Source organism: Neorhizobium sp. BETTINA12A, assembly GCF_023006485.1.
Taxonomy (GTDB): Bacteria; Pseudomonadota; Alphaproteobacteria; order Rhizobiales; family Rhizobiaceae; genus Neorhizobium.
The window spans coordinates 1-26,513 of sequence record NZ_JALBGW010000060.1 but is presented as its reverse complement, the minus strand read 5'-3'; the positions used below and the strand labels follow the sequence as shown (position 1 = coordinate 26,513).

The following is a 26,513-nucleotide window of genomic DNA, read 5'->3' as shown; positions in this document are numbered from 1 at the left end:
GGTGTCCTATGGCGTTGCCGCCGTCGAACCCGGCATGTTCGCGCTCGCGCCGATCCCGGCCGTCAATCAGGCGCTGGAGCGCGCCGGCTGGACGATCGGCGATATCGAGCGGATCGAGATCAACGAGGCCTATGCGGCGGTACCGCTCGCGGTCCTGAAAGGGCTCGGCCTGCCGGAGGATATCGCCAATGTCGAAGGCGGGGCGGTGGCGCACGGCCACCCGATCGGCGCCACCGGCGCCATCCTGACGACGCGGCTTCTGCATTCGATGCAACGCGACGGCCTGAAGCGCGGTATCGTCACTCTCTGCATCGGCGGCGGCCAGGGCATCGCGCTGGCGCTGGAAATGCTGTGATTGGCGCAACGAAAAGCGCGGCAAGAGGGATTGCCGCGCTTTCCGTCTATCCAGGCAGAGAGGACCTTTTCGGATAGAGCTTTGGTTTTCAGATTTCCACCACGACGTAGTCCTCATCGATCGAGACCGGAAAGGTCTCGGCCTGATAAGGACCTTCCGTCAGCGCACCGCCCTTGGCGACGGAAACGTCGAAACTCTTGACGCGGGTGCGTGCCGGGTCGCACCAGGATTTGCCGGTGCGGATGTCGAATTCCCAGCCGTGCCAGGGGCAACGGACGAGCTCTCCGTGCCGCGTCATGCGGACCTTTCCGGGCTCGTCCGCTTCGGCCAGCCCCACGACCTGGCCGCGGCAGAGGTCGGCGCCTTCGTGCGGGCAGCGATTGGCAATGGCGAAGAACTCACCCTTGACGTTGAAGAGGGCAATGTCGCGGCCTGCGACCTTCACCAGCTTGGACTTGCCGATGTCGACTTCCTCGACCTTGGCGATGACATGACGGGCCATTCTCTATTTTAATCCATCGATACTGATTGCGTTTCCGGAAGAGCTGATATTGTCTTCAATTCAGGGCAGGCGGTAGACGCGCTTTGCGTTATCACGAAAGATCTGCGCGCGCTCGGTCGGCGACAGCGGCACCTTGAAGGCGTAGCGCGGATCGTCGAAATCCCAGTGCGGATAATCGGTCGAGAACATCAGCCGGTCGGTGCCGACCCAGCGCAGCGTGTCGAGCAGGTGGCGGTTGTTTTCCGGCTCCTCGATCGGCTGGGTGGTGAACCAGACGTTCTCGCGGATATATTCGGACGGCGGCCGCTTCACATGCGGCACCTCGGAGCGCATCCGTTCCCACTGCTTGTCGAGTCGCCACATCAGGGGTGCCGCCCAGGCGAAGCCGCCTTCGACGACGACCAGTTTCAGCTTCGGGAACCGTTCGAAGACGCCCTCGAACACCATGCTGGTGACGACGCTCTGCAGGCTGTGGGAGAAGGCGTAGTGCTCCTCGATATAGAAGTTCAGCCAGCCGGCGCCGCTATTGGTGTGCTGGCCGTAGGCGGCGGAGTGCATGCCGATCGGCATGTCATAATGTTCGGCAGCCTCATAGATCGGCCAGTAGCGACGGCGGCCCGCCGGCTCGATGGTGCGCGGCGGAATGGCGATCTGGGCAAAACTCCGGTCGCCGATGCGCGCCTCGATTTCGGCAAGAGCCGCCGGCACGTCTTCCTGGGTGACGCAGATCGAGGCTTTGAGCCGCGGATCCGGGCCGGTCCATTTGTCGAGCTGCCAGTCGTTGACGGCGGCGCACATGGCCGCGCCGAGTTCCTGGTTCAGCGTCGAGGAGCCCGCCGCGAGCGGCTGGAGTATGCCGTATTCGATGCCGAGCGGGTCGAGCAGCTGTTCCTGCAGAAAGGCGAGGTCGGAGGCCGGCGGCCCGCCGTTCGGCGGCCACGAGTCGCGGCGCATGCCATTGCCGGGCGTCATGCGTGGGTAAGGCAGGGTGCCGACCACCGGATTGGCGCTGCGCTGGCCGTAATCCGCCAGATGGTCGCGCCAGCGGACGGGCAGGAATTTCGCGAGTTCCGCGGGCGAGCCGAAAGCCGGATGGATGTCGCAATCGACGATCCCGAGCTTGGCGTCTGCCCCCTTGTCCTTTTCCAGAGTGGTGTCCTTGTCCAGAACGGCCTGGTCCATGGCTTAGTCCTCCAGTCGCGGATAGGTGGCGAGTGCGTTCTCCCGAACCAGCCGGTCGATCAGCCGTTCCGGGAAGCCGGCGGGGATCGCTGCCTCGCCTTCGAATTGCGCATGCGGATAGTCGGTCGAAAACAGCAGCATGTCGTCGCAATCGAGATGTTCGATGATGCGTTCCAGTTCGGCCGGATCGCGCGGCGCGTCGAAAGGCTGGGTGGTCATGCGGATCCGGCGTCGAACGAGGGCCGACGGTGGCTCCTTGACCCAGGGGATCTCGATGCGGGCGCCGCGCCAGTCCTTGCTCATCCGCCACATCTGGCCGGGCAGCCAGGAGACGCCGGATTCGATCAGCACGATCTTCATGTCGGGAAACTTGCCGAGCACGCCTTCGGAAACGAAACTGCCGACCTGGGCTGCAAAACCCTGGACCTGATGGACGTAATCCTCGGCGAGATAGGAGAGGAAACCGCTCTGGCTCGGCGCATGCCGATAGGCGCTGCCGGCATGCACGCCGAGCGCGAAGCCATGCCGCTGTGCGGCTTCGTAGACCGGCCAGTAGGTGCGGCGGCCGAGCGGCATCTCGCCCATGCAGAGGGTCAGCACCTGCACGAAGCGCTTGTCATCGGCGAAGCGCTCGATCTCCTCGACGGCTGCTTCCGGGTTCTGCATCGGCAGGACGAGCGACGCGCGCAGGCGCGGGTCGCGGTCCAGCCATTCCGCCTTCAGCCAGTCGTTGGTGGCGCGGCAGACGGCGGTCGCGAGATAGGGATCGTAGATCGCGTGCACGGCGGTAACGCAGTTGAGGATCGCGTATTTGAGACCGTAGGGATCGAGCAGGTTTTTCCGCAGCTTTTCGACGCCCTTGCCCTCCGTCGCCTTCCAGTCCTCCCGAAAGAAGGGCTTGGTGCGTGTCGGGAAATTGGTGAGCTCGAGACGGTCGACATCGCGCGTGGTGACGATCTCGCGCCAGTAGTCGTCGAAATAGGGAAGAAGATCCTCGCGCCCCGGCGCGTCTGGATGAACGTCACAATCGATCGCGCCCAATTGCGAAAGCACAGGGCGCTGCTGGGTCACAGCAGTATCCACCGCTTAAAACCTCCCTTGTCTGTCGGCCCGACCGCTCGTTTTGCGGCGGACCTGAACCTCACTCCCGGGCGGCACGTCGACAGACGGTGGCCACCCTCGCATCAGCGATGCGTTTCCTCGATTTGGGAGGGTAAGCGGCACGGGGAGCCAAGAGAATATGCTTTTTCATCGTAGCGGCTTTCTCGATTCGAGAAAGCCAAAGGCCTTCCAGTTTTTCTTCCCAGGCAAAAGTGGCGCGCTCAAGCGGCGCGGTCGCCGATCACCAGAGCCGTGTGCATATGGATACGCAGCCATTCCATCAGCGCGCGCACGGTTGGTTTGCGCGCCTGGGTCTGGGGGATGAGTGCCTTCAGCCAGAGCTCCGCCACGGGAAAGTCGGGCAGCAATTCGATCAGCTTGCCGCTCCGGATCGATTCCTCCGCCACGTAATTCGCCACCATGGCGACGCCACGGCCCCGGAGCGCCAGGTCGTGCAGGATCTGGGTATCGTTGGCGCTGAAGGCGGAGCGCACCTCGACGTCGATCGGGCCGCCGGGGCTCAGGAACGACCAGGTCGAGCCGGTCGCGTGGAAGGTAAGGCAGATATGATCGACGAGGTCGCGCGGATGTTTCGGCAGGCCGCGGTTTTCGAGATAGTCGGGAGCGGCGCAGAGTTTTCGCGGGTAGGGACAGAGCGGCTCGTCGATGACATTCGAATAGGAGGCGGGCAGGGCTCCGAGCGCGATGTCATATCCCTCTTCCGCCGGATTGACGGAACGGTCGACCAGGGCAAGGTCCATGGTGACGTTCGGGTTCTCCTGCTGGAAGTCGCTGAGGATGCGGGCGAGGAAGGCGATCGTCACCGTCGTTGGCGCCTTGATCCTCAAATGGCCCTCGATCCGCTGAGCGACCGCGGCCGCTCCGCTGATGGCATCGTCGATCTCCTTGACCAGCGATTGGTAGCGGGGGAGGTAGCGTTCGCCGACCTCCGTCAGGATGATCTGGCGGGTCGAGCGGATGAAGAGTTTCACCCGCATCTGGTCTTCCAGCCGGCTGACGCGTTTCGTCACGACCGAGGGTGCGACGCCGAGATGACGGCCCGCCGCCGAAAAACTGCCGGACCGGGCAACCGCCAGAAACGTGCGGATATTGATAAGCGTATCCAATGTCTTAGGTCTCCCATGCCGCTCTGCCGAGCGGTCCTCCTCGTAAACGGTAGCACAATTCATCTTTCTATTTTCGAGAAAAGTGAATGTAAAAAAATGGTGCTTTTCCCCTGCACGGGAAAAGGTCAATCTAACAGAAGAGGGAATTCCGATGCCGGGTGGCATCGCCGCGACCGGCAGGGAGAGCCGGCGCAGATCGGAATTCAGAAAAAGGGAGTTTGCAGTTGGCCAAGGCCAATCCCGTCCGAACCGAAGGCCCAAATGCTCCGCATCATGCGGTGTTTATCAGGGATCTTGTCAATCGCAGGGCGCGCGCCAGATCGTTCCGAAGCAATCGGTGAGCCGTCGGGATTGAGCAGCTGTTCGGGAAAGCGGCACCGCTTGCGGTGAAAAGGGAGATCGCGGTCGGTGGCCGCAGAAATTTTGAGCGTCGAGTGCCGGGATCGGGTCCCGGGCGCGATGCTCGATCGTCAGTTCCAGGGAGGAGAGACACGTGACGACAAACACATCCATAACTTCGGCCATTCAGAAATGGTCGCGCCGGTTTTTCATGGCGGCTGCGGGCAGCCTTGCCATCTCGGCCGCGGCCGGTCTGCCTGCCTTCGCGCAGGATGCTGAATGGCAGAAGGTGATCGACGCGGGCAAGAAGGAGGGCTCGCTCGTCCTCTATACCGCGCTCGTCGGCCAGCCGAGCACCAAGCAGATCGCCGAGGCCTTCACCAAGCAATACGGGATTTCCGTCGAGGTGCTTGAAGCGCGCGCCTCCGAGATCCGCGAACGCGTCCGCGTCGAGCAGGCCGCCGGCCGCTTCGCCGCCGACGTGATGTTCACCAGCGAAGGGCAGACCATGCTCTACGACAAGGAGGACAAGTCCGTCGATCCGCTGCCGGCGACCCCGAATTCGCAAAAGATCAACGACAAGTTCAAGGTCAAGGTGCCGATGGCCTCGGTCATGACCATTCCCTACGGGATCATGATCAATACCGGCCTTGTGAAGCCTGCGGACGAGCCGAAGAGCTGGAAAGACGTTGCCGACCCCAAATGGCAGGGCAAGATCCTCTCCGACGATCCGCGTGCGATCGGTGCCGGTTACCTCTGGTTCTTCTCGACCTATGACAGGATCGGCGAAGACTATGTCAAAAAGGTCGCGAGCCAGAAGCTCGTCTTCACCCGCGACCAGCGCGAATCGCAGCGCCGCACGGCCCGCGGCGAATATTCGATCTACATGCCGGTCATCATGACCGACTTCTCGGATCTGAAGGGGTTGCCGGTCAAGTTCATCATTCCCGAGGAGGGCGTTCCTTACGTTCTTTACGGTAACGTCATGCTCAAGAAGGCTCCGCACCCGAACGCCGCCAAGCTCTATCTCGATTTCATGCAGGGCCCGGTCGTGCAGAAAATCTATGCGGGCCTCGGCTACGGTCCCGTCCTTCCCGGCATGACCGAAGGCCTGCCGGCGGACGTCAAGGCGATTTCCGAAGCCAAGCTTTACGGCACGACGGACACGACCCGCCAGAACGAGATGTTGGCCAAGTCCAAGGACATCTTCAAGTAGGCCTCCCAGGCCGCTGCCGGTCCGATGTTCGGGCCGGCGGTGCCGTTTTTTCATACCCGGAGCCGCGAGGATCCCATGACGATTATCCACAATCGCCCCCTAGACGACATCGCCGAAACTGCGCCGACGATTGCCGGCAATGCTTTCACGCGCGCCTTTTCGGGCGGATCGCTGTGGCGTCTCATCGGCATGCTGGTGCTGATCCTGATCCTCGGCTTCCTGACGATCTATCCTCTCGCCATGCTGCTTTATGGCAGCCTGCATTCAACGCCGCCGGGCATGGCCGGCGAGTTCAATCTGAACGGCTACCGGTCGATCATGACCACCCAGAACCTCATCGTTCTGGCCAACACGATCGGCATTTCGCTTGCCAAAACCATACCGTCGCTGACGATCGCCGTGTTTCTCGCCTGGATCGTCGCGCGCACCGACACGCCGTTCCGGGGCACGCTGGAAGTGCTGATCACGCTGCCGTTCTTTATTCCGCCGATCCTGACCGCCATGGCTTGGGGCATGCTGGCCAACCCGCAGGTGGGCGTCATCAACATGGTCTGGCGCTGGGCAACCGGCGCGACCGATCCGCTCGTCAACATCTATTCCTATGGTGGCGTCATCTGGCACATGTGCCAGTATTCGATCCCGTTCCTGTTCCTGTTCATGGTCGATGCCTTCCGGGCAATGGACCCGTCGCTCGAGGAATCGAGCCGCATGTGCGGCGCCTCGCGCTGGACGACTTTTCGCAAGATCACGCTGCTCCTGATGCTGCCGGTGCTGACCAGCTCCTTCATGCTGAGCTTCATCAAGGGCATCGAGACCTTCGAGTCGGCGCTGTTCTTCGGCCTGCCCGCGGGCATCAAGGTGATCACCACCGACATCTACGAGTCGATCAACCACCGCGCGACGCCCGACTACCAGTACGCGACGTCGCTTTCCTTCGCGATCATGGGGCTGATGTTCCTGCTCGTCATCTGGCAGTGGTGGATGCTGCGCGGCAAAAGCTTCCAGACCGTCACCGGCAAGGGGTTTCGCCCGAGCGTCATGGAGCTCGGCCCCTGGCGCTGGGTCACCTTCGCCTTCTGTGTGCTGTTCTTCTTCATCACGGTCGTGCTGCCGATCGGACAGCTGATGCTCGGCTCGTTCTTCCGCTTCTTCGGCTTCTACACTTACGACATGCTGACCCTAGAGCACTACAGGGCCGTCTTCGCCAACAGCGAATTCTGGCGGGCGGTCCGCAATACGATGGTGCTCGGCCTGCTCGGCGCCACCGCGACCATGGCGCTCGGCGCGATCGTCGCTTACATCTCGGTGCGGACCCGCTGGCGCGGCCGCAACCTGATCGACAGCATGGCCTGGCTTCCGTGGATGATGCCGGGCATGGTGCTCGGCGTCGGTTTCCTCTGGGCGTTTGCGATGCTTCCGGGACCGATCCCGATCTATGGCACCATCTGGGCGCTGCTGCTTGCCTACATCGCGCTCGGCACGCCGGTTTCCGTGCGGGTGATGACCGGTGCTTATCACCAGCTTTCCTATGACTTGGAAGAATGTTCGCGGGTTCACGGCGCGAGCTGGTTCCAGACCATGTGGCGGATCATGGTGGCGCTTGCCTGGCCGGCCTTCGCCGTCGGCTGGGTGCTGACCTTCTTCGGCATCATGCGCGAACTGTCGGCGTCGATCCTTCTCTATTCGGTGGGATCGGAAACGCTGGCGGTCGTGCTGATGAAGCTCTGGGCCAACGGCAATGCCGAACAGGTGAGCGTCATCGGCCTGATGATGATGCTTCTGGTCATCGTGTTCCGCTGGGTGCAGCTCAGTTTCATCAAATCACGCATCAGCAAGCTTTAGGCTTCATGCCCGGCGGCTGCGGCTGCCGGCCGATTTTTGGTTGTCGTTTAAGCGGATCCTGGCATCCGCTCCGAAAGGAAGAGAAATATGGCTTCGGTGACGCTCGAAAACGTGAGCCGCATGTATGGCGCGGTAACCGCCGTGGACAACGTGAACCTGAAGATCAAGAGCGGTGAATTCGTCACGCTGCTTGGGCCGTCGGGCTGCGGCAAGACGACGACGCTGCGCATGGTGGCCGGCCTTGAGAAAAATACCGGCGGTCGCATCGCGATCGGCGACAATGTCGTGTCGGATTCGGAGAAGGGCTATTTCGTGCCCTCCGAACGCCGGCGTCTCGGCATGGTCTTCCAGTCCTACGCAATCTGGCCGCATATGACGGTGTTCGACAACGTCGCCTACCCCTTGCGCATCCGCCGCCGTCCCGACAAGGAAATCAACGATCGCGTCATGAACGCGCTGCGCCTGGTCGAGATGGAGCAATATGCCGAACGTCCGTCGCCGGCGCTCTCCGGCGGCCAGCAGCAGCGCGTGGCGATCGCCCGTGCGCTGGTGTTCGAGCCGGAAGTGCTGCTCCTCGACGAACCGCTCTCCAACCTCGATGCGCGCCTGCGCACCCAGATGGGCGACGATTTCCGGGCCCTCCAGCAGCGTCTGAAGATCACCGCCCTTTACGTTACCCACGATCAGGCGGAAGCCATGGCGCTGTCCGACCGGGTCGTCGTCATGCATGGCGGCAAGATTTTGCAGGTCGGCGCGCCGGAGGAAATCTACCGCCGGCCGGAAAACCGCCAGGTGGCCGCCTTCTTCGGAACGCCCAATCTCCTAAACGCGACGGTCAAGGACTGCCGCCCGAACGGCGGGCAATATTACAAGCTCTCGGTCGAAGGCCAGGGCTGGTCCGGCGACTGTCATGCGGCAACCGAAATGCCGAAGGGCGCGGATGTCACAGTCATGGTTCGGCCGGAAAACCTGCATGTCCGCGATGCGGGCCAGGTGAACGGCGATCTTTCGTGGTCAGGTGAGGTTTCGCAGGCGATCTTCCGCGGTTCTCACCGCTCGATCATGGTCAAGACGCCGGCGCAGACGCTGCATGTCGAGGCCTCGTCGCTTTCCCATGTCGATATCGGCCGCCCCGTCACGGTTGCTGCACCCGTGGAGGCTGCCTGGGCGGTGCGGAACTGATCGTTCCGGGGGCAGGCCGAAATATGGAAAACTTGCGTTTTGTCGCAGATATTCAATATTGAAGCGATGTTCCGGTCGTCCTCTTCTCGTCCGGCGCGATCCGCATTTCGATATGGCGCAGGTGAGGCCCAAGCATGACCACAGGCACCCGAACTCAGAATCCTCCCGGGCCTGAGAAGCAGGAGACCCGCCAGCAGCACGTGATCGACAAGCTCAGGACCTGGGCGAGCGACGGCACGATCGATCCGCGCAAGAAACTCTCCGAATCCGGGCTTGCCGAAGCGCTTGGCGTGTCGCGCACCCCGATCCGGCATGCGCTGGCCGTACTCGTTGAAGAGGGGGTCCTGCAGCGCGTCGGCGCCCGCGGTTATCGGGTCCGGGCCTACAAGGTGGCCGACGTGATCGAGGCGATCGAGCTGCGTTCGATGATCGAAGGTTATGCGGCCAAGAAGATCGCCAGCGAAGGCCCGTCGCCGACGCTGGTGGCGGAGCTCAAGGACTGCCTGCGGGAAGGTGACGACATCTTCGAAAACGGCGGCATCGACGATCCGGTCAACGAGGAGCGTTATGCGGCGATGAACCTGCGTTTCCACACGCTGATCATCGAGGCCGGTGGCGGAAACCTGCTGCACCAGCTAACCAGCCTGTTCGACCGCGTGCCGTTCGGCGCACCGGATTCGATCCGCTTCGACAACATCACCCGCAAGGAGCGGGCGCAGCATCTTCACTACGCGCACTGGCAGCACCATCACATGGTCTCGGCGCTGATCGCCCGCGACGGCGCCCGCGCCGAAAGCCTTTTCCGCGAGCATGGCGAGGGGGTGAAGATCAGCCTCGGCATCAGCAAGGGGCTTTTCGCGATCGACGGCTCGCGCATCCTGCCGATCTTCGATCTCGACAGTCCCGCTGGTCATATCAATGGCCTACTGCAAGACGAAAACGAAGACTAGGGACGTTTACAGGCGCCGAAATAATTCCGCTTGGGATCCCAAAATGCCGATTTTGTTCGCGGATGGCGGCAATCCGGATCAAGTTTGTTTTTCTGCGCTGCACCAAATATCACCATATATTATGCAAACAGCGTAATTCTAATGGGCTGTCGCGGCACTTTTGGCGGCGAGGCTGAAATCTGGTATTGTATCCCAAAAATGATTGCTCTATGAATTGCTTCGACCGGGAGGAGGCCTCGATTTCCGCCGAGCCGTCGAGGCGAGGTTCGAGAACCGGGCTGTTGGGAGGAGATGGCGGGAGGAGACCGCTGACCCTCAATTGCATGAGACATCTTGAGACGATGCATATCGTATCCCGAACCGGCTTTGCCGGCGGGCGGCATGCAGGAGAGCAACCGAGGGAAGGTTAAGAAAATGCCGAAGAATCTGACCCAGATCCTGAAAGAGAAGGGCAATACTGTCGAGATGCTGCGCAATTCGCGCATCGGCATGTATATCTATCCGGTCGTCGCACCGGAGTTTTCGAACTGGCGCACCGAGCAGATGGCATGGCGCCATTCGGCGGTCCTGTTCGACCAGTCCCACCACATGGACGAACTGATCGTCGAAGGCCCGGATGCGTCCGGGTTCCTGGAAAGCCTCGCGATCAACAGCTTTGCGAATTTCGGCGTCGACCGCGCCAAGCATTATGTTCCGGTGACGCCTGCCGGGCACGTCATTGGCGACATGATCATCTTCCGCGAACGTGACGACAAGTTCGTGCTCGTCGGCCGCGCGCCGACCGCCAACTGGCTGCGCTACAACGCTTCGCTCGGCAAGCACAACGTCAAGCTCACCCACGACCCGCGTTCGCCTTCGCGCCCGGACGGCAAGGAAGTCAATCGCGTTCACTACCGCTTCCAGATCCAGGGTCCGGATGCGCCGAAGATCTTTGAAAAGATGAATGGCGGCCCGATCCCCGACATCAAGTTCTTCCATGTCGACTGGATCAATATCGGCTCCAAGAAGGTCCAGGCCCTGCGCCACGGCATGGCCGGCGCGCCCGGCCTCGAAGTCTGGGGACCTTATGCCGAGAAGGACGAAGTCCGCGAGATCATCGTCAAGGCCGCCAAGGATGCCGGCGTCGACCTCTATCTCGTCGGTGCTCGCGCCTATTCGACCAACACGCTGGAATCCGGCTGGATTCCGTCGCCGCTGCCGGGCATCTACACCGGTGCCGACTTGCAGGGTTATCGCGACTGGCTGACGGAAGACAGCTATGAGGCGACCGGCTCGATCGGCGGCAGCCTCGTCTCCGACAATATCGAAGACTACTACGTCAATCCCTACGAGCTCGGTTACGGCATCTACATCAAGTTCGACCACGACTTCGTCGGCCGCGAAGCGCTGGAAAAGATGAAGGGTCAGCCGCAGCGCAAGAAGGTCACCTTCGAGTGGAACGCGGAAGACGTGATGAAGGTCATCGCATCGAACTTCGTCCCCGGCGGCGAGGCCTACAAGTGGATCGACCTGCCGCAGCCGAACTATGCGTCTTCGAGCGCCGACAGGATCATGCACGGCGACAAGGTCGTCGGCATGTCGATGTTCAACGGCTACAGCTATAACGAACGCTGCATGCTGTCGCTCGGCATCGTCGATGCCGACGTCCAGGAAGGCGACGTTCTGACGCTGATCTGGGGCGAGCCGAACGGCGGCACGGGCAAGACCTCGATCGAAAAGGGCCACAAGCAGGCCGAGATCCGCGTCCGGGTCTCGCCGACCCCCTATGCGGCCGAAGCCCGCGAAAACTATGCCGAAAGCTGGCGTACCAAGAAGGTCTGATCGTCCTCCCAGGATGTTGCACGAGAACGGCGCCCGCGGGCGCCGTTTTTGCGTTTTGGGGGTCGCTTAGGATGCGCCGCCGCTGTGATGCTGACGGGGAGAACTAAGAACTCCCTCATTCCTGTGCTTGTCACAGGAATCCAGCCACCGCGCGTCTTCGCGGTGAAGAGAGTCCTTTGCGCTCAAAGACTTGAGCGCGCTGGATCCCTGTGACAAGCACAGGGATGAGGAGAGCAACGGCATCGTCTCTCACCCCTGATCCCCCATCTTCCCCGGGTTCATGATCCCCAGGGGATCGAGCGCCGCCTTGATCTTCTTCATGACATCCACCGCCTTGCCGTGCTCCTTGCGCATGAACTTGAGCTTGGCGATGCCGATGCCGTGTTCGCCGCTGGCCGTTCCGCCGACGGCGAGTGCCCGTTCGACGACGCGGTCGGCCATCTCGTCGGCCTCCTTGAGATGCTCCGGATTGTTTGGATCGATCAGGTAGGCGGTGTGGAAATTGCCGTCGCCGACATGGCCGATGATCTGGCCTTTCAGCGACGAGGCGTCGATATCGGCGCGCGCCGCGACGATGCTTTCGGCAAGCCTGGAGATCGGCACGCAGATATCGCCGGTATAAAGATCGTAGCCCGGAATGATCGCCTTGGTGGCCCAGAAGAGATCGTGGCGGGCCTGCCAGAGTTTGGCGCGTTCGTCGGCATCCGCGGTCCAGCGGAAGGAAACCGCGTCGTGGCCTTTGGTGATCTCCTCGACGAGCTGAGCCTGTTCTTTCACCCAGGCCTCGGTGCCATGGAACTCGAAGAAAAGCGTCGGGGCGACCGGCAGGTCGAGCTTCGAATAATTGTTGACGCTGGCGATCGCCACTTCGTCCAGAAACTCCACGCGGGCGACCGGGATGCCATATTGCACCGCCTCGATCACCGCTTCCACGGCATTGGCGACAGTCGGGAAAGGACAGAAGGCAACCGACACGGCTTCCGGGATCGGATGCAGGCGAATGGTGAGTTCGGTAATCACGCCGAGCGTGCCCTCCGAGCCGACGAAGAGATGCGTGAGGTCGTAACCGGACGACGATTTTCTGGCCCGCGAGCCGGTCTGGATCGCTTCGCCGTCGGGTGTCACCACCCGGAGAGCCAGCACGTTTTCGCGCATCGTGCCGTAGCGGACCGAAGTGGTGCCACTGCCGCGGGTCGACGCCATGCCGCCGATCGAGGCGTCCGCGCCCGGATCGACCGAGAACATCAGACCGGTTTCGCGCAAGTCGACATTGAGCTGCTTGCGGGTGACGCCGGGCTGGACGACGGCCAGCAGGTCTTCCGGCCGGATCTCGAGGATCCTGTTCATCTCGCGGGTATCGAGTGAAATGCCGCCGCGGATCGGGATCGTATGGCCTTCCATCGAGGACCCCGCGCCGAAGGGCACGACCGGTACGCCATGCGCAGCACAGGCAGAAACGATCGCCCGGACCTCTTCTTCGGTGCGCGGAAATACGACAGCATCGGGCAGGTGAGGGGCAAGCCGCGACGTATCGTGGCTGTGATGTTCGCGAACGGAGGTCGATGTTACCAGCCTGTCGCCAAGCAAGCCCTTGAGTTGCGCAATCGCCTTGCTGACCGGCGTAACGAGATCATCCATGTGTTTTTCCTCCCCAATGTCCTGATGATGATTTGGATATCCGTGTCCCGGCTCAATCCGGGCGTGCCGACCAAGAGCGATCGGGTCGAGCTTCCGAGAAGAGCCGGCGTTCCGCTACACGGGTTTGAACGCCTACGCCGCATCCCAATCGATCGGCCGACGGATCCTCGCGGCCGAACGTTTTCTCCCGTAGACCCGATCTCCCGGTTCCACTCCGCCGCCGCATTTCATCCTCCGTGTATGCATAGCGGGACCGACGCGACATTCTAGACGGTTTGAAGCCGGGTTAAAGAGCCTGCAGGGAAAATCTCAGGCAGCCTGAGTTTTTGTATCCCAAAAGGAAATGGATGCTTGTCGTTCCGGCCCGAATGTGTTGAAATTCAAGTGCTCGGGTAGGTGATGTCAGGAGGAGGACATCACCTTGGGAGACCGGGCATAGGAGGAAATGGGTGTATACACGACTGTTCAAGACAGTTGCGGCTGCCATGGACATGGCAGGTTCGGTTTCGGCCGCGGAGATGGCGCAGCCTGATCCCCGCAGGTCCTTTGACGCATCGCTCGCAGGCGGGCTTTCCGCATCCGGCAGTTGCGTCCCTTCACGGAATTTCCGACGACCTTGTCGGTCCGCCAGCGAGCTAAGTCTCCACGCGGATTGATAGCGATATTCGCCGGCCGGAACGGGAAGGGAGCCTTCCGGTCTCTGATCTCAAAGGGAGGAGAAACACATGAAACTGAAGGCATTGCTCGCTTCGGCCTGCCTCGCGGCACTGGCCGCGTCCGCGCTGACCACGACTGCTCAGTCCGCCGACGTCGAGCTGACGCTGTCGCATTGGGTGCCCGCCACTCATGCGCTGCAGCCGGGTGGCATGGAAATCTGGGCGAAATCGATCAGCAACGCATCCAACGGCCGCATCAAGATCACCATCTATCCGGCCTCGCAGCTCGGAGCGGCTGCGGACCATTACGACATGGCGCGAGACGGCATCGTCGACATCGGTTTCATCAATCCGGGCTATCAGCCGGGCCGTTTCCCGATCATCGCGGCGGGCGAAATCCCGTTCCTGATCTCGAACGCCAAGGGCGGTTCGCGGGCGCTCGACGAGTGGTACACGCAATATGCCGCCAAGGAGATGAAGGACGTCCAGTTCTGCATGGCGATCGTCCATGATCCGGGCACGCTGCATGGGACCAAGGGGCCGATCGAGGTTCCGACCGATCTCAAGGGCAAGAACATCCGCCCCGCGCATGCCACCATGGCGCGGCTGGTCAATTCGCTGGGCGCGGCCTCCGTTCAGGTGCCGGCCGGCGACATGCGCGAACTGATCTCCAAGGGCGCCGCCGACATGACGGCGTCGCCGTGGAACTCGATCTACACGTTCGGCCTGCAGGACGTCACCAAGCACCATCTCGATCTGCCCTTCTACGTCACGACCTTCGCCTTCGTGATGAACAAGGCCAAGATCGATGGCCTGTCGCCTGCCGACCGCAAGGTGATCAACGACCATTGCACGCCGGATTGGGCGGAGAAGATGGCGTCCAAATGGGCGGATGCGGAGGCAGCCGGCCGCCAGAAGATGATCGATGCGGGCGGCCACACCATGTACAAGCCGACGCCTGACGAGGTCGGCCTTTGGAAGAAGGCGACGGCCTCGCTGCAGGGCGAATGGGAAGCCTCCGCCACCAAGGCCGGCGTCGATGCAAAGGCCGCCTGGGCAGGCCTCGGCGAGACGCTGAAGAAGTACAATGCCGACGTGAAGTGAGATTTCTTAAAGGTTGAACCGGGCGGGCGTTCGGCGCCCGCCCTTCCCATCATCCGTATTTCGAGCTCAGACATGACCCGATATCTCGAACGCTTCACCGAAGCAGTCGATACGATCGCCGGCCTCCTCTTGGGGCTGTGCACGATCCTGATCGTCGTCTCCACCATCGGCCGCTATATTTTTTCCTGGGCGATCCCGGACAGTTTCGACCTGTCCCGCTACCTGATCGGCGCCTGCATGATGTGGGGTTTTGCCTCGATCGGTTATCGCGGCGGCCATATCGCCGTCGATCTGCTTTATGAACCGCTGGGGCCGAAGGGGCGTCGGGTCCTCGATTTTATCGCCTGGAGCACACTGCTCGCCTTCACGGCCATGCTCGCCTACATGATGTTCTTCCGCCTGACGAGTGCTTACAACAGTAATGAAACCACCTTCGATCTGCGGATACCGGTCTGGCCGCTGATCGGCCTGATCTGGCTCGGCTGCGCCTCCGCCGTCGTCACGACGGCGGTCGTTCCCTTCCTGCGGCGCGAGGCCGACGCACCCAATCCGCTCGAGGGGCATGGCGTATGAACACCGCTGATCTCGTTGCCATTGGCGGCTTTGTCGCCATGTTCGTGCTGATGGGCCTGCGCGTGCCGCTCGGCGTCTCGATGGGTCTTGTCGGGGTCTTCGGGTTTGCCGCCATGCGCGGCATCGCGCCGGCGCTCAACCTTTTGACGACTTCGCCGATCCGGGTCATCACCGACTTCAACCTGACGCTGGTGCCGTTCTTCATCCTGATGGGCGTGTTCGCCACCAATTCCGGCATGTCTCGGGAATTGTTCAGGACCGGCAATGCCTGGCTCGGGCAGTTCCGTGGCGGGCTGGCGCTATCCACAATCGCCGCCTGTGCCGGATTTGCGGCGATCTGCGGCAGTTCGATCGCGACCGCCGCCACCATGACCCGCGTGGCGCTTCCGGAAATGCGCAAGGCCGGTTATGCCGATTCCACCTCCACCGGCGTCATCGCCGCCGGCGGCACGCTCGGCATTCTCATCCCGCCCTCGGTGATGATGGTCGTCTACGCGTTCCTGACGGAGACGGATGTCGGGCAACTGCTGATGGCGGGCGTCGTGCCTGGCATCCTCGCGACCCTGATGTACATGGCGACGGTGCTGATCGCCCATGGCAAGCGCTTGCCGCCCGGCACGAAGTTCGATCTGAGGGAAGCGCTGACCTCCCTGCGGGACGTCTGGGCGGTGTTGGTCCTGTTCCTCGCCGTCATCGGCGTCATCTATCTCGGCATTGCGACGGCGACGGAAGCGGCGGCGGTCGGGGCGATGCTGACGATGATCATCGGCATCCTGCGCGGCCGGCTGGGTTTGAAGCTGATCATGCAGAGCCTCGTCGAGTCGCTGCGCACCTCCGTGTCGCTGTTCAGCGTGCTGATCGGCGCAATCCTGTTCGGCTATTTCCTGGCGATCACCCAGTCGCCGCAGAAGCTGACGGCCTTCCTGGTCGGCATGGACCTCGGCCCCTATGGCACGCTGACGCTGATCCTGGTGATCTTTTTCATCGCCGGCGCTCTCATGGACGAGATGGCGATGATCATCCTGCTGGTGCCGATCGTCTTTCCGGTGATCACCCATCTCGGTTTCGACCCGATCTGGTTCGGCGTCATCATCGTGGTCTCCTGCGAACTCGGGATGATCACCCCGCCGGTCGGGATCAACGTCTTCGTCATCAACTCGATCGCCAAGGACGTGAAGATCACGACGATTTATGGTGGAGTGATGCCGTTCATCCTGACGGACATCATCCGGCTCATCCTGCTCGTTCTCTTCCCGGCGATCGCGCTGTGGCTGCCAACGACGATGCGATAGGAGGATAGGATGCAGGCTCCGGGTCTGAGACAACTTTGCGAAATCCGCGCCGAACTCGGCGCACCGATCGAGAAGGGAGGCGGTCCGGGCGGCCGCTGGCGGATCATCCCGATCATCGGCGGCGTGGTAGAGGGGGAGCGCCTTTCCGGGCGCGTCCTCAATCTCGGCGCGGACTGGCAGAGCGTCTATGACGCCGGTTATGCGGAGCTCGATACCCGCTACGTGATCGAGACCCATGACGGAGCGATGATCGACATCCGCAATTTCGGTTTCCGGCATGGACCGCCGGAGGTGCTGGCGAAGCTTGCGGCGGGCGAGACGGTCGATCCGGCGCTCTATTACATGCGCACCAGCCCGCGCCTGCAGACGGGCGATCCGCGATATGCCTGGCTCAACCACACCATGTTCATCGGCACCGGCGAGCGTTTGGCAAATGCGGTCAGGATCGGGGTTTTCGAAGTGCTCTGATCCACCAGACATTTCGAAACAAGAAGGCCGCCGGATCATGAACCCGGCGGCCTTTCTGTTTGGCTTTTTTGGCATCAGGCCATGTGGATCGTCTTGACCTCAAAATAGTTTTCGAGACCTTCCGGACCGCCTTCGCGGCCGATGCCGGACTGCTTGAACCCACCGAACGGATGGTGGATGTCGACGATCATGCCGTTGACGGTGACGCTGCCGGTGCGCATGCGGCGGGCAAACGCATAACCACGCTCCGGATCGGAGCTGAAGACCGCGCCGGACAGGCCGTAGGTGCTGTCGTTGGCGATGTTTGCCGCTTCGTCATCGTCCTTGTAGCTGATGATCGACACGACCGGTCCGAAGATTTCCTCCTGGGCGATCTTCATGTCCATCGTCACGTCGGTAAAGACGGTCGGCTCGATGAAGTAACCGCGGTCGAGACCGGCCGGACGGCCGCCGCCGCAGGCAACTGTCGCACCGCCTGCACGGCCGGCGGCGATGTAACCTTCGACGCGGGCAAGCTGGCGGGCCATGGTGAGCGGGCCCATCTGGGTCGTCGGATCAGCTGGATCGCCGACCTTGATGCTCTTCACCGCCCCGACATAGAGGTCGATGAATTCCTGTTTGCGGGATTCCGGCACCAGGATGCGGGTCAGCGAGAAGCAGACCTGGCCGGTGATCGGCATGGAATAGACCATCAGCGCCGGCAGCGCCTTGGCGAAATCGGCGTCATCGAGAAGCACGGCTGCGGACTTGCCGCCGAGTTCGAGGCTGACGCGGGTCAGGCGGTCGGCGCAGGCAGCGGCGATCGTCTTGCCGGCAATCGTCGAACCGGTGAACGACACCTTGTCGACGCCCTGGTGGCGAACGAGGTAGTCGCCGCCTTCGCGGCCGGCCGGCACCAGGTTGAAGACACCCTTCGGAATGCCGGCCTGCTCGATGCACTCGGCAAGCAGATAGGCGTCGAGCGGGGTTTCCGGCGAGGGCTTGGCGACGATGGTGCAGCCGGCGGCAAGCGCTGCCGAGACCTTGTAGTTCAGCAGTACCATCGGCGCGTTCCACGGCGTGATCGCGGCGCAGACGCCGACCGGCTCGCGCACGACGCGGACTTCGCCGCCATCGGCGCGCTTGCGCTGATCGACGAACTCGTCGTTCTCGATCAGGCCGGCATAATAGTTGTAGAGGCCGGGGTTCTGGCCGACCAGCTTCTTGGTCAGGAAGATCGGCGCGCCGACCTGGGTCGTCCAGGCATTGGCGATCTCGTCGAGGCGTGCGGTCAGGAGGTCGGCGACCTTGCGCAGGTAACCGGCGCGTTCCTTGAAGGTCATGCGCGGCCATGGGCCGTTGTCGAAGGCATCGCGGGCGGCGGCAACGGCCTTGTCGATATCGGCATTGCTGGCTTCCGGATAGCTCATCAGCACTTCTTCGGTCACCGGCGAGATGACGTCGAGCTTGTTGGTGCCGAGCGGGGCTACCCATTCACCGCCGATGAAGAACTTTTCGGGGGTTTTCAGAACCTGTTCGTTTCTGACAGCGACATTCATTTCAGTCTCCTCCTCTGATAGAATGATTTCCAAAAGCCGCGGCCCCTTCATCTTGAGAAGATCCCGCAGGCATGACGACAATTCCTCGCCCTTTTCGCAGCGGACAGCCTTGCAGCCCTGCGCCTCGGCGATCTGCACAAAATCCATGTGGCGGATATCGACGCCGTCGATGCGGCCGGAGCCGCTCCGCTCGGCAATCGCCTTCAGCACCTTGTAGCCGCCGTTGTTGAGGATGACGATCATGAGATCGGCATCGTATTCGACGGCAGACCAGATCGACTGGATGGAGTAGAGGCTCGATCCGTCGCCGATGACGGCAATGACCGGCTGTTCCGGCTTGGTCAGAGCGGCGCCGACCGAGCCGGGCAGGGCGTAACCCAAGCCGCCGCTGGCAGTCGCGAAAAAACCGCCGGGCCGTTCGATCGGGAAAAAGTCGTGCAGCGCGTCGCGGCCGCCCGGCGCTTCCTCGAAGACGATGCTGTCAGGCGAACGGACGTCGGCCAGCGTCTGGTAGAAGAATTCCTGGGTGATGCCCTTCGGTGTTTTCAGGCGCGGAATGGTGCGGGCCGGGCCGTCGGTACGCGGCGCACGGCAGCGCAGGCGGTAGACAAGGCTTTCGGTCGCGGCGCGCAGGTTCGAGACCATGGCGTTGCCGACGATGGCGCTTGCCGCCTGGGCGGGGTCGTCGGTGATCAGCCAGAGTTCCGCGCCTTGCGGAATGTCCGGGCCGGAGCCGGCGAAATGATAGGTGAAGGCCGGCGCGCCGAGCACGAGCACGAGATCGGCACCGTGCAGGCAGTTCGCGAGCTTCGGCTGGTGGGCCGGCAGGAAGCCTGCAAACAGCGGATGGCGTTCCGGAAAGCTGCAGCGGGACGACAGCGGGCTCACCCAGACTTTCGCCTGCAGGATTTCCGCAAGCCGCACCGTCGTATCCCAGGCATTGTCGAGATCGACGCCGGGGCCGACGACGAGCACCGGCTCGCGGGCTTCGTTCAGCCGGCGGGCGAGATCGTCAATTGCGGAGGCGGGCGCGCTGATCACCGTTTCCACATCGCGAATGGCGATCGGGGCTGCCTGCGCCTGCCAGTCGCTGAGCGGCACCGACACCATGACCGGGCCGCGCGGTGCCTGCATCGCCATGTAGTAAGCACGTGCGATTGCCGCCGGCACGTCTTCGGCGCGTGCCGGTTCGCAGGCCCATTTTACATAGGGTTTTGGAAACTCGGTCGGGCTTTCGGCGAACAGGAACGGATCATGCGGCAGCAGTTCGCGGCTCTGCTGGCCGGTGGTGATGATGAGAGGCGCGCGGTTGCGATAGGCCGTGTAGATATTGCCAAGCGCATGGCCGAGGCCGGCGGCCGAATGCAGGTTTACGAATGCCGGCTTGCGGCTCACCTGCGCATAGGCGTCCGCCATGGCGACGACGATCGATTCCTGCAGGCCGAGCACATAGGAGAAATCCTCCGGCACGTTGACGAACATCGGCAGTTCGGTCGATCCCGGATTGCCGAAAATCCGATCGATGCCCTTCTGTCTCAGAAAATCGAAAACTGCCTCGCTTACCGTCTGTCCACGCAGCTTGGTGCTGCCGGACAGGAAATCCAGCGACATCTTGTTCATAGCTTCGAGGCCTCCTCCCGGCCTTCGGGGTTCCCACCCCGAGCGCGTATGTTAGCGAGCGGAAGTGTTGCAGATAGCGACCTGTCTTGGAATTGAAGAATTTCCAATAATCCATTACATCAAGGCATGACTTTGGATGTGCGGTCGGCTCAAATCGTTCTCGAATGCGCTCGGCGCGGCAGCCTCGGCGCGGCGGCGACCGCGCTCAACATGACGCAGCCGGCGATCACCCGCATGCTGAAGCGTCTGGAGGACAGTTACGGCGTTCCCCTGTTCGAGCGGACGACCCGCGGCGTGGTGCCGACCGTGTTCGGCGATGCGCTGCTTCCCTATGCCAAACTGGTCGTTTCCGAGATCGGCAATGCGACGGACGTCATCCAGCAGATGCGCGGCGCCAGCCGCGGCGTGGTGCGGATCGGCGGCGTGGCGAGCGTCGTCGGCGGTTTCATCATCGCGGTGATCGGCGAGATGCGCAAACAGCATCCGGAAGTGCAGTACCAGGTCATCGAGGACCTGGAGGATCGGGTGTTGGAAGGGCTGAAGGGCGGAACGATCGATATCGCGATTTCGCCAGAGCCCTATCTCGACGACGATATCATCATGGCGACGCCTGATATCATGCACGATACGGTGTCGGTTTTTGCAAGGTCCGATCATCCGATCATCAGCCGAGAGCATGTAGCGCTTGCCGAGGCGGCGGGCTTCGAATGGGCCATGCCTCCACCCGGCACACCGACCGTCAGGGAGTGGCAGCGGCGGTTCCACGACAACGCGCTGGAACCGAACGCGCCGTCGATCATCTCCCGCTCGGTGCCGGTCCTGAAGGCCGCGGTGCTTTCGGAAGCGCTCTGCTGCTGGATGCCGCTGCCCCTGGTTCGCGAGGAAGTGGAACGAGGCAACATGACCCGCGTCAACGTGCCCGAGCTCGACTGGCAGCGGACCTTTCGCGTCTACCGCCGCAAGAAGGGCCTGATGACGCCGCCGACGGCCAATCTGCTGCAATGCATCCGCCGCATCAGCGAGACCTGGACGATGTAGCGCAGAATGGCTGGGGCTATCTCTGCTTGGGGAAGGCGTTCCCAGATCAAGCCGTCTTGCCGACCCGCGGCAGCGATGCGAATTCCTTGAGATAGGCCCGCCAGCCGCCGAAGGCGGTGATGTCGAGTGCGCCCTGAAGCGCGAACGGTTCGGCCAGAAACCCCTTGGCCGAGGTGCCGTCCGACAGGGTAACGGTGCCGATGCCGAGCGGCGGTGGGATCGCCGCGACGAACAGGCCGAAGGCTGCCGGCGTCAGTTTCCAAACTTCGACCTCAATTTCTCCACCTTCGCCTTCGGCGACGCGCACCATGCCGGGTTTCGGCGGTACTGTTCCGGCAAGCGCGTAAAGCCTGTAGGCGGCGGAGGTTTTCGCGACGCGGGAGAAGGTGCCGTCGAGATCGGTCAGCTGATGGTTGAGCGGCATGCCGGAAAGGTGCGCACCGACCACGATGACGTCGATCAGGTCGTCGCTTGCGACGACTGCGGGCGTTTCGGATGGCGCGGGAAGCGGCCAGCCAGTGGCGCCGAGGGTGAGCCCGCTCGCCTGGTGGAGGTCACGGGCCAGTGACGCGGTGAGTCCGTCGCGGCCGAAGGGGGCGAGCAGCGTGACGCTTGCCGGCAAGCCATCGGCACGGGTGCCGGTCGGCACGGCGATGCCGCACATGTCGAGCAGATTGACGAAGTTGGTATAGGTGCCGAGCCGCGAGTTTTCCCGGATCGGCTCCGCTTCCAGATCGGTAACCGTGTAGTGGGTCGGCGCGGTCGGCACGCAGAAGACATCGACGGAGGCGATCAGCGGCGCCAGTGTCTTCTTGAGCGCCTGCAGCGCATAAAAGCCCTTGAAGGCGTCGGCTGCGGAGAGCGATTTGGCGCCGCCATAGATTTTTCGCGTTACCGGGTGGAAACTTGCTTCCATCGTGTCGAAGAAGGGTTTCACAGCGGCGTAACGCTCCGCCACCCAAGCACCTTCATAGAGAAGATTGGCGACCTTGTAGAACTCGCCGAACGGCACTTCGACGATGCGGTGTCCGAGCCTTGCCAGCATCGCCAAGGCGTCGCCATAGGCGGCCTCCATCACGGTATCGCCGAAGAACTGCAGGTCTGCCTTGGCAGGCACGCCGACCGTCAGTACCGGTGGCGCAGAACCGAACCCGATTGCCGGCACGACTTTCGAATAGGCGTCCGCCTCGTCGTATTTGGCAGCGACAGAGAAGACTTTCCAGGCGTCGTCCGCGGTCAGAGCGAAGATCGAGACGCAGTCGAGCGTGCGGCAGGCGGGAATGACGCCTGTGGTCGACAGCGCGCCGACGCTTGGCTTCAGCCCGACGATATTGTTGAGGCCGGCCGGGATGCGCCCCGAACCGGCGGTATCGGTGCCAAGTGCGAAGCTGACGATGCCTTGCGCCGTCGCCACCGCTGAGCCGGAAGAGGAACCGCCCGGCACGAGCTTCGGGTCGATGGCGTTTTTCGGGATCGGATAGGGCGAGCGTACCCCGACGAGGCCGGTCGCGAACTGGTCGAGATTGGTCTTGCCGATGACGATCGCACCGGCTGCCTTGAGCAGGCCGACCACGGTCGCGTCTCTTTCGGGCATGTAGGCATAGTCCGGGCAGGCGGCGGTGGTCGGCATGCCGGCGACGTCGATATTGTCCTTCACCGCGAAGGGAATGCCGAACAGCGGTTTTTCGGGATCGAAGGCGCCGAGTTTGTCGGCTTCCGCAAGGACGGCGTTTTTGTCGGCCAGATGGATGAAGATGCCGGGATCATCGACCTCGGCGATCCGCGCAAAAACGGCTTCGACGACTTCCGCGACGCTGCCGCCATTCTGGTAGAATGCGTGAAGCGAGGCGATATCGAAGGCTGGTGTCTTTTCCGGCAGGCTCATGCCATTTCCTCTTCCAATATTGTCACCGGCCGGTCCCACTGGATCAGCACGACGCAGCCGGTATCGCTCCAGACGGAGTGTTCGGTGCCGGGCGCATTGACGATATAGCTGCCGCGTCCATAGTCGCCGGCCTCGTCGGATTGCACGCCCTCGAGCACCAGGATGGTTTCGAGGCCCTCATGGCGGTGGCGGGGAACGCCGGCGCCGGCCTCGTATTTCAGCAGCGCCACGCCCGGCTGGTCGCCCTCGAAGGGGCGGATCCAATGGATGGTGACCTCATCGCGGAACGGCACGAATTCCAAGTCTTTCCAGCCGCCTAACGTCAAGAGCTCGCGAGTTGATTCAGGCATTGGTTTTCCCCTTTGGCGCGATCCTTTCCAGAATGTCGTCCACATGGGCGGTCCAGCCGACGATCGCGCCTTGAGCGCGGATCATCGAGATGGCCGCCGCCTTGAATTCCGGAAAATAGCTCTCTGTCGCCTCTTCGGCGAGCAGGCATTCGTAACCGCGATCATTCGCCTCGCGCATCGTCGTCTGGACGCAGACTTCCGTCGTCACGCCGGCGAAGACGAGCTGAGTGATGCCCTTCTCCTTCAGCACTCCGCCGAGTTCCGTGGCGTAGAAGGCGCCCTTGCCGGGTTTTTCGATCACCACTTCGCCGTCGATCGGCGCGAGTTCAGAAATGATCGCCGTGCCGGGTTCTCCGGAAATCAGCACACGACCCATAGGGCCGACATCGCCAATCCTCAAGGACGGGTTGCCGCGGTCGCGCTTGGCGGGCGGCAGGTCGGAAAGGTCCGGCTTGTGGCATTCCATCGTGTGGATGACCGGCAGACCGGCATCGCGAAAACCCTGGATGAGGCGCTTGACGTCCGGGACGATCCTAGTGATACGGCCGACATCGTTGCCGAGGCTGGCGCCAAAACCGCCGGGTTCGGCGAAATCGCGCTGCATGTCGATGACGATGAGCGCCAGTTCCTTGGGTTTCGCCGGGAAGGCAAAGGGTTCTGCCTTGATCTCCATCAGTGATGCCCCGCCATATGGGCGCCGATGACGCCGATATCGGCGGCCCGGATCGGCGTTTCGTAGACCAGCTTGCCTTCCGAGATCACCATGATGCGGTCGGACATTTCCAGCAGCTCGTCGAGATCTTCGGAAAGCAGCAGCACAGCGGTGCCTGAGTTGCGGGCGCGCATGATGCGGGCGCGGATTTCCGCGACGGCTGAGAAATCCAGGCCGAAACAGGGATTGGAGACGATCAGCAGATCGACGTCGCCGGTGAGTTCGCGCGCCAGCACCGCGCGCTGCACGTTGCCGCCGGAAAGGGCTGATATCGGCGAGGAGGACGAGGCGGTCTTCACCTTGAAATCCGAGATCAGCGAGGAGGCGCGTTTCTTCATCTCGCCCTTGTTCAGCCAGATCGCATCCTTGCCGTCACCCTTCAGGTCGAAGGTACGGAAGGCGAGGTTTTCGCTGACCGTCATTTTTGGCGCACAGGCATTCTGGAGGGGCTCCTCGGGGATGAAGCGGACGTTGTTCTTGCGGGTTTCCGGCCGGGTGGCGCCATAAGTCTCACCGTTGACGGTCACTGTGCCGCGGTCGGTCGGGCGCTGGCCGGCGAGAATTTCGGTGAGTTCCTTCTGGCCGTTGCCGGAAATGCCCGCGATGCCGACGATCTCGCCGGAACGGACGGTCAGGTTGTCGATCTCGATGGTCTTCAGGCCGGAGCGGTCCGGCGCCTTGACTTGCTCGACCTTCAGCACCGATTTCGCTGCGTCCGGCACCGGCAGGCGGCTGTCGAGTTCGGCGAGCTTGACGTCGCCGATCATCATTGCCGCCATGTCGGAGGTGGAGAGTTCGCTGACCTTGCCGGTGCCAACCAGCTTGCCGCGGCGCAGGATCGATACGGCGTCGGCAAACTTGGTCACCTCGTGGAATTTGTGGCTGATCATCAGCACGGTCAGCTCGCCCCGTTCGGTCATGCCGCGCACGATGCCGAGCATTTCGTCGGCTTCCGCCGGCGTCAGCACCGAGGTCGGTTCGTCGAGGACGAGGAAGGAGCGGCCGAGATAGAGTTGCTTGATGATTTCCAGCTTCTGCTTTTCGCCGGCCGCGAGCTCGCTCACCGGCCGTTCGAGCGGGATCTGGAAGGGCATGCGCTCCATGAAGGCCGCAAGGTCCTTGCGCTCCTTCGCCCAGTTGATCACCGAGGGCACGGAGGTGCGGCTGATCACCAGGTTTTCGGCGCCGGTCAGCGAGGGCACGAGGGTGAAATGCTGGTAGACCATGCCAAGCCCGTAGGTGGCGGCATCCTTCGGCGAGGCGACCGAGACTTCGCGGCCGTCGACCGACAGCGAGCCCGAGGTCGCGTGGTAGAAGCCCATGATGCATTTGACGAGCGTCGATTTGCCGGCGCCGTTTTCGCCGAGCAGCGCGTGGAACGAACCGGCGGGCACGCTGATCGAGACGTTGTCGAGCGCGGTGAAGGAACCGAACCGCATGGTCATGCCGAGCGTTTCGATGCCGACCGCCTTGCCGGCCTGGGGGAGTGGGGTATCGCGAACGATGCTCACTTCAAGTCTCCTTTTCGACGATGATAGCGACGGGGCCGCCGCCGGGTGGTCCCTGATGCTCGGCGCCGCCCGAGACGTAGAGGTCGGTCATGCCGAAAACGCCCGCGAGAACGCCGCCGACGAAAGCGCGGGCGTGGCGCGTGCCGGAAATGTCGGAATCGTCCAGCATCGTATGGCGTTTGCCACCGATCCTGCCGGAAGGGTCCGGCTCGGCCTTGGCGAGAACCGCAGCAAGCCGGCTGTTTTCCGGCAGGCGTTCTCGCGCCCGGCGGACTGAACGTGCATCGATCGCGTTTTCCATGACCGCATGATCGATCGCGAACGGGCCGGACCATTGGGAGCTCATGCCAAGCACGATGATCTCGTGGTCGATCAGTTCGACGCCGGCCGATGTCGAGGCGCAATTCGAGAAGAGGTCAAAACGGATACCGATATCGGCATCGGCGATTTCCGCTTCGTCGACCTCGCCGAGCGCCACCGCGACGCCGAGCGCGGAGGCGCCGCGCGACAG

At 62.6% G+C, this 26,513-nt stretch carries 21 protein-coding genes and 1 pseudogene; 11 read left to right on the top strand and 11 right to left on the bottom strand.

Features of this window, described 5'->3' with window-relative positions; genetic code table 11:
- Nucleotides 1–355, top strand: a pseudogene (locus tag MOV61_RS16030) (acetyl-CoA C-acyltransferase); the annotation flags it as partial.
- An 88-nt stretch (nt 356–443) separates the two neighbouring features.
- Here the strand turns inward: MOV61_RS16030 and MOV61_RS16025 are convergent.
- The 4 genes from MOV61_RS16025 to MOV61_RS16010 form a co-directional block, all read right to left on the bottom strand.
- Nucleotides 444–857, bottom strand: a complete 414-nt coding sequence (locus MOV61_RS16025) for a Rieske (2Fe-2S) protein (RefSeq protein WP_046604066.1) — start codon at nt 855–857, stop codon at nt 444–446.
- Nucleotides 858–917: 60 nt separating this feature from the next.
- Complete coding sequence (locus MOV61_RS16020) at nt 918–2,039, bottom strand: amidohydrolase family protein (protein WP_247137295.1); 1,122 nt, start codon at nt 2,037–2,039, stop codon at nt 918–920.
- Between the two features lie 3 nt (nt 2,040–2,042).
- Entirely contained in the window at nt 2,043–3,122 is a 1,080-nt protein-coding gene (locus tag MOV61_RS16015; protein ID WP_247137294.1) for an amidohydrolase family protein, read from the bottom strand.
- Between the two features lie 239 nt (nt 3,123–3,361).
- Nucleotides 3,362–4,267, bottom strand: a complete 906-nt coding sequence (locus tag MOV61_RS16010) for a LysR family transcriptional regulator (RefSeq protein ID WP_038543676.1) — start codon at nt 4,265–4,267, stop codon at nt 3,362–3,364.
- A gap of 493 nt (nt 4,268–4,760) precedes the next feature.
- Here MOV61_RS16010 and MOV61_RS16005 point away from each other — a divergent pair, with 493 nt between their 5' ends.
- From MOV61_RS16005 to MOV61_RS15985, 5 genes are all read left to right on the top strand, one after another.
- A complete protein-coding gene (locus MOV61_RS16005; protein ID WP_247137293.1) occupies nt 4,761–5,822 on the top strand; it encodes an ABC transporter substrate-binding protein in 1,062 nt (353 codons plus the stop codon).
- 75 nt (nt 5,823–5,897) lie between these two features.
- Entirely contained in the window at nt 5,898–7,664 is a 1,767-nt protein-coding gene (locus MOV61_RS16000) for an iron ABC transporter permease (RefSeq protein ID WP_244446651.1), read from the top strand.
- An 87-nt stretch (nt 7,665–7,751) separates the two neighbouring features.
- On the top strand, nt 7,752–8,846 hold the full coding sequence (locus MOV61_RS15995; protein ID WP_247137292.1) for an ABC transporter ATP-binding protein: 1,095 nt from the start codon (nt 7,752–7,754) through the stop codon (nt 8,844–8,846).
- 134 nt (nt 8,847–8,980) lie between these two features.
- Nucleotides 8,981–9,796, top strand: coding sequence for a GntR family transcriptional regulator (locus MOV61_RS15990; protein WP_247137291.1), 816 nt, complete (start codon nt 8,981–8,983; stop codon nt 9,794–9,796).
- A 414-nt stretch (nt 9,797–10,210) separates the two neighbouring features.
- Nucleotides 10,211–11,617, top strand: coding sequence for an aminomethyl transferase family protein (locus MOV61_RS15985; protein WP_247137290.1), 1,407 nt, complete (start codon nt 10,211–10,213; stop codon nt 11,615–11,617).
- Between the two features lie 249 nt (nt 11,618–11,866).
- Here the strand turns inward: MOV61_RS15985 and MOV61_RS15980 are convergent, their stop codons facing one another.
- On the bottom strand, nt 11,867–13,255 hold the full coding sequence (locus MOV61_RS15980; protein ID WP_247137289.1) for an FAD-binding oxidoreductase: 1,389 nt from the start codon (nt 13,253–13,255) through the stop codon (nt 11,867–11,869).
- A gap of 725 nt (nt 13,256–13,980) precedes the next feature.
- Here MOV61_RS15980 and MOV61_RS15975 point away from each other — a divergent pair.
- The 4 genes from MOV61_RS15975 (at nt 13,981) to MOV61_RS15960 (ending at nt 17,348) form a co-directional block, all read left to right on the top strand.
- On the top strand, nt 13,981–15,015 hold the full coding sequence (locus tag MOV61_RS15975; RefSeq protein ID WP_247137288.1) for a TRAP transporter substrate-binding protein: 1,035 nt from the start codon (nt 13,981–13,983) through the stop codon (nt 15,013–15,015).
- Nucleotides 15,016–15,087: 72 nt separating this feature from the next.
- The gene (locus tag MOV61_RS15970; protein WP_247137287.1) at nt 15,088–15,588 is read left to right on the top strand and encodes a TRAP transporter small permease; all 501 of its coding nucleotides are present in this window, start codon (nt 15,088–15,090) and stop codon (nt 15,586–15,588) included.
- The gene (locus MOV61_RS15965; protein WP_247137286.1) at nt 15,585–16,880 is read left to right on the top strand and encodes a TRAP transporter large permease; all 1,296 of its coding nucleotides are present in this window, start codon (nt 15,585–15,587) and stop codon (nt 16,878–16,880) included. The genes MOV61_RS15970 and MOV61_RS15965 overlap by 4 nt, the downstream gene beginning before the upstream one ends.
- Nucleotides 16,881–16,889: 9 nt before the next feature.
- The gene (locus MOV61_RS15960) at nt 16,890–17,348 is read left to right on the top strand and encodes a DUF3237 domain-containing protein (RefSeq protein ID WP_247137285.1); all 459 of its coding nucleotides are present in this window, start codon (nt 16,890–16,892) and stop codon (nt 17,346–17,348) included.
- Nucleotides 17,349–17,422: 74 nt separating this feature from the next.
- Here the strand turns inward: MOV61_RS15960 and mdlC are convergent, their stop codons facing one another.
- Nucleotides 17,423–20,506 carry a benzoylformate decarboxylase gene (gene mdlC, locus MOV61_RS30475; RefSeq protein ID WP_309493813.1) on the bottom strand — a complete coding sequence of 1,028 codons (3,084 nt, stop codon included), beginning with the start codon at nt 20,504–20,506 and terminating at the stop codon, nt 17,423–17,425.
- A 138-nt stretch (nt 20,507–20,644) separates the two neighbouring features.
- Here mdlC and MOV61_RS15945 point away from each other — a divergent pair, with 138 nt between their 5' ends.
- The gene (locus MOV61_RS15945; RefSeq protein ID WP_247137284.1) at nt 20,645–21,544 is read left to right on the top strand and encodes a LysR family transcriptional regulator; all 900 of its coding nucleotides are present in this window, start codon (nt 20,645–20,647) and stop codon (nt 21,542–21,544) included.
- A 46-nt stretch (nt 21,545–21,590) separates the two neighbouring features.
- On the opposite strand, the gene atzF is transcribed toward MOV61_RS15945, so the two are convergent.
- The 5 genes from atzF to MOV61_RS15920 all read right to left on the bottom strand — a co-directional run.
- Nucleotides 21,591–23,429, bottom strand: a complete 1,839-nt coding sequence (gene atzF / locus MOV61_RS15940) for an allophanate hydrolase (protein WP_247137283.1) — start codon at nt 23,427–23,429, stop codon at nt 21,591–21,593.
- Nucleotides 23,426–23,779 (bottom strand): cupin domain-containing protein, encoded by a 354-nt coding sequence (locus MOV61_RS15935; protein WP_247137282.1) that lies wholly within the window; start codon nt 23,777–23,779, stop codon nt 23,426–23,428. The genes atzF and MOV61_RS15935 overlap by 4 nt, the downstream gene beginning before the upstream one ends.
- Complete coding sequence (locus tag MOV61_RS15930) at nt 23,772–24,455, bottom strand: cysteine hydrolase family protein (protein WP_247137296.1); 684 nt, start codon at nt 24,453–24,455, stop codon at nt 23,772–23,774. The genes MOV61_RS15935 and MOV61_RS15930 overlap by 8 nt, the downstream gene beginning before the upstream one ends.
- Nucleotides 24,452–26,002 (bottom strand): ABC transporter ATP-binding protein, encoded by a 1,551-nt coding sequence (locus tag MOV61_RS15925; RefSeq protein ID WP_247137281.1) that lies wholly within the window; start codon nt 26,000–26,002, stop codon nt 24,452–24,454. Before MOV61_RS15925 ends, MOV61_RS15930 begins: the two co-directional genes overlap by 4 nt.
- A gap of 1 nt (nt 26,003) precedes the next feature.
- The coding region (locus tag MOV61_RS15920; RefSeq protein WP_247137280.1) for a ring-opening amidohydrolase at nt 26,004–26,513 on the bottom strand (510 nt) is incomplete at its 5' end.

Bases quoted from the DNA above. Each gene is read 5' to 3' on its own strand.
- MOV61_RS15970 (WP_247137287.1), top strand. From the start codon at position 15,088: ATGACCCGATATCTCGAACGCTTCACCGAAGCAGTCGATACGATCGCC.
- MOV61_RS15990 (WP_247137291.1), top strand. From the start codon at position 8,981: ATGACCACAGGCACCCGAACTCAGAATCCTCCCGGGCCTGAGAAGCAG.
- atzF (WP_247137283.1), bottom strand. From the start codon at position 23,429: ATGAGCCTGCCGGAAAAGACACCAGCCTTCGATATCGCCTCGCTTCAC.
- MOV61_RS15975 (WP_247137288.1), top strand. From the start codon at position 13,981: ATGAAACTGAAGGCATTGCTCGCTTCGGCCTGCCTCGCGGCACTGGCC.
- MOV61_RS16025 (WP_046604066.1), bottom strand. From the start codon at position 857: ATGGCCCGTCATGTCATCGCCAAGGTCGAGGAAGTCGACATCGGCAAG.
- MOV61_RS15985 (WP_247137290.1), top strand. From the start codon at position 10,211: ATGCCGAAGAATCTGACCCAGATCCTGAAAGAGAAGGGCAATACTGTC.
- MOV61_RS16020 (WP_247137295.1), bottom strand. From the start codon at position 2,039: ATGGACCAGGCCGTTCTGGACAAGGACACCACTCTGGAAAAGGACAAG.
- MOV61_RS15995 (WP_247137292.1), top strand. From the start codon at position 7,752: ATGGCTTCGGTGACGCTCGAAAACGTGAGCCGCATGTATGGCGCGGTA.
- MOV61_RS15980 (WP_247137289.1), bottom strand. From the start codon at position 13,255: ATGGATGATCTCGTTACGCCGGTCAGCAAGGCGATTGCGCAACTCAAG.
- mdlC (WP_309493813.1), bottom strand. From the start codon at position 20,506: ATGAACAAGATGTCGCTGGATTTCCTGTCCGGCAGCACCAAGCTGCGT.
- MOV61_RS16000 (WP_244446651.1), top strand. From the start codon at position 5,898: ATGACGATTATCCACAATCGCCCCCTAGACGACATCGCCGAAACTGCG.
- MOV61_RS15960 (WP_247137285.1), top strand. From the start codon at position 16,890: ATGCAGGCTCCGGGTCTGAGACAACTTTGCGAAATCCGCGCCGAACTC.
- MOV61_RS15935 (WP_247137282.1), bottom strand. From the start codon at position 23,779: ATGCCTGAATCAACTCGCGAGCTCTTGACGTTAGGCGGCTGGAAAGAC.
- MOV61_RS15965 (WP_247137286.1), top strand. From the start codon at position 15,585: ATGAACACCGCTGATCTCGTTGCCATTGGCGGCTTTGTCGCCATGTTC.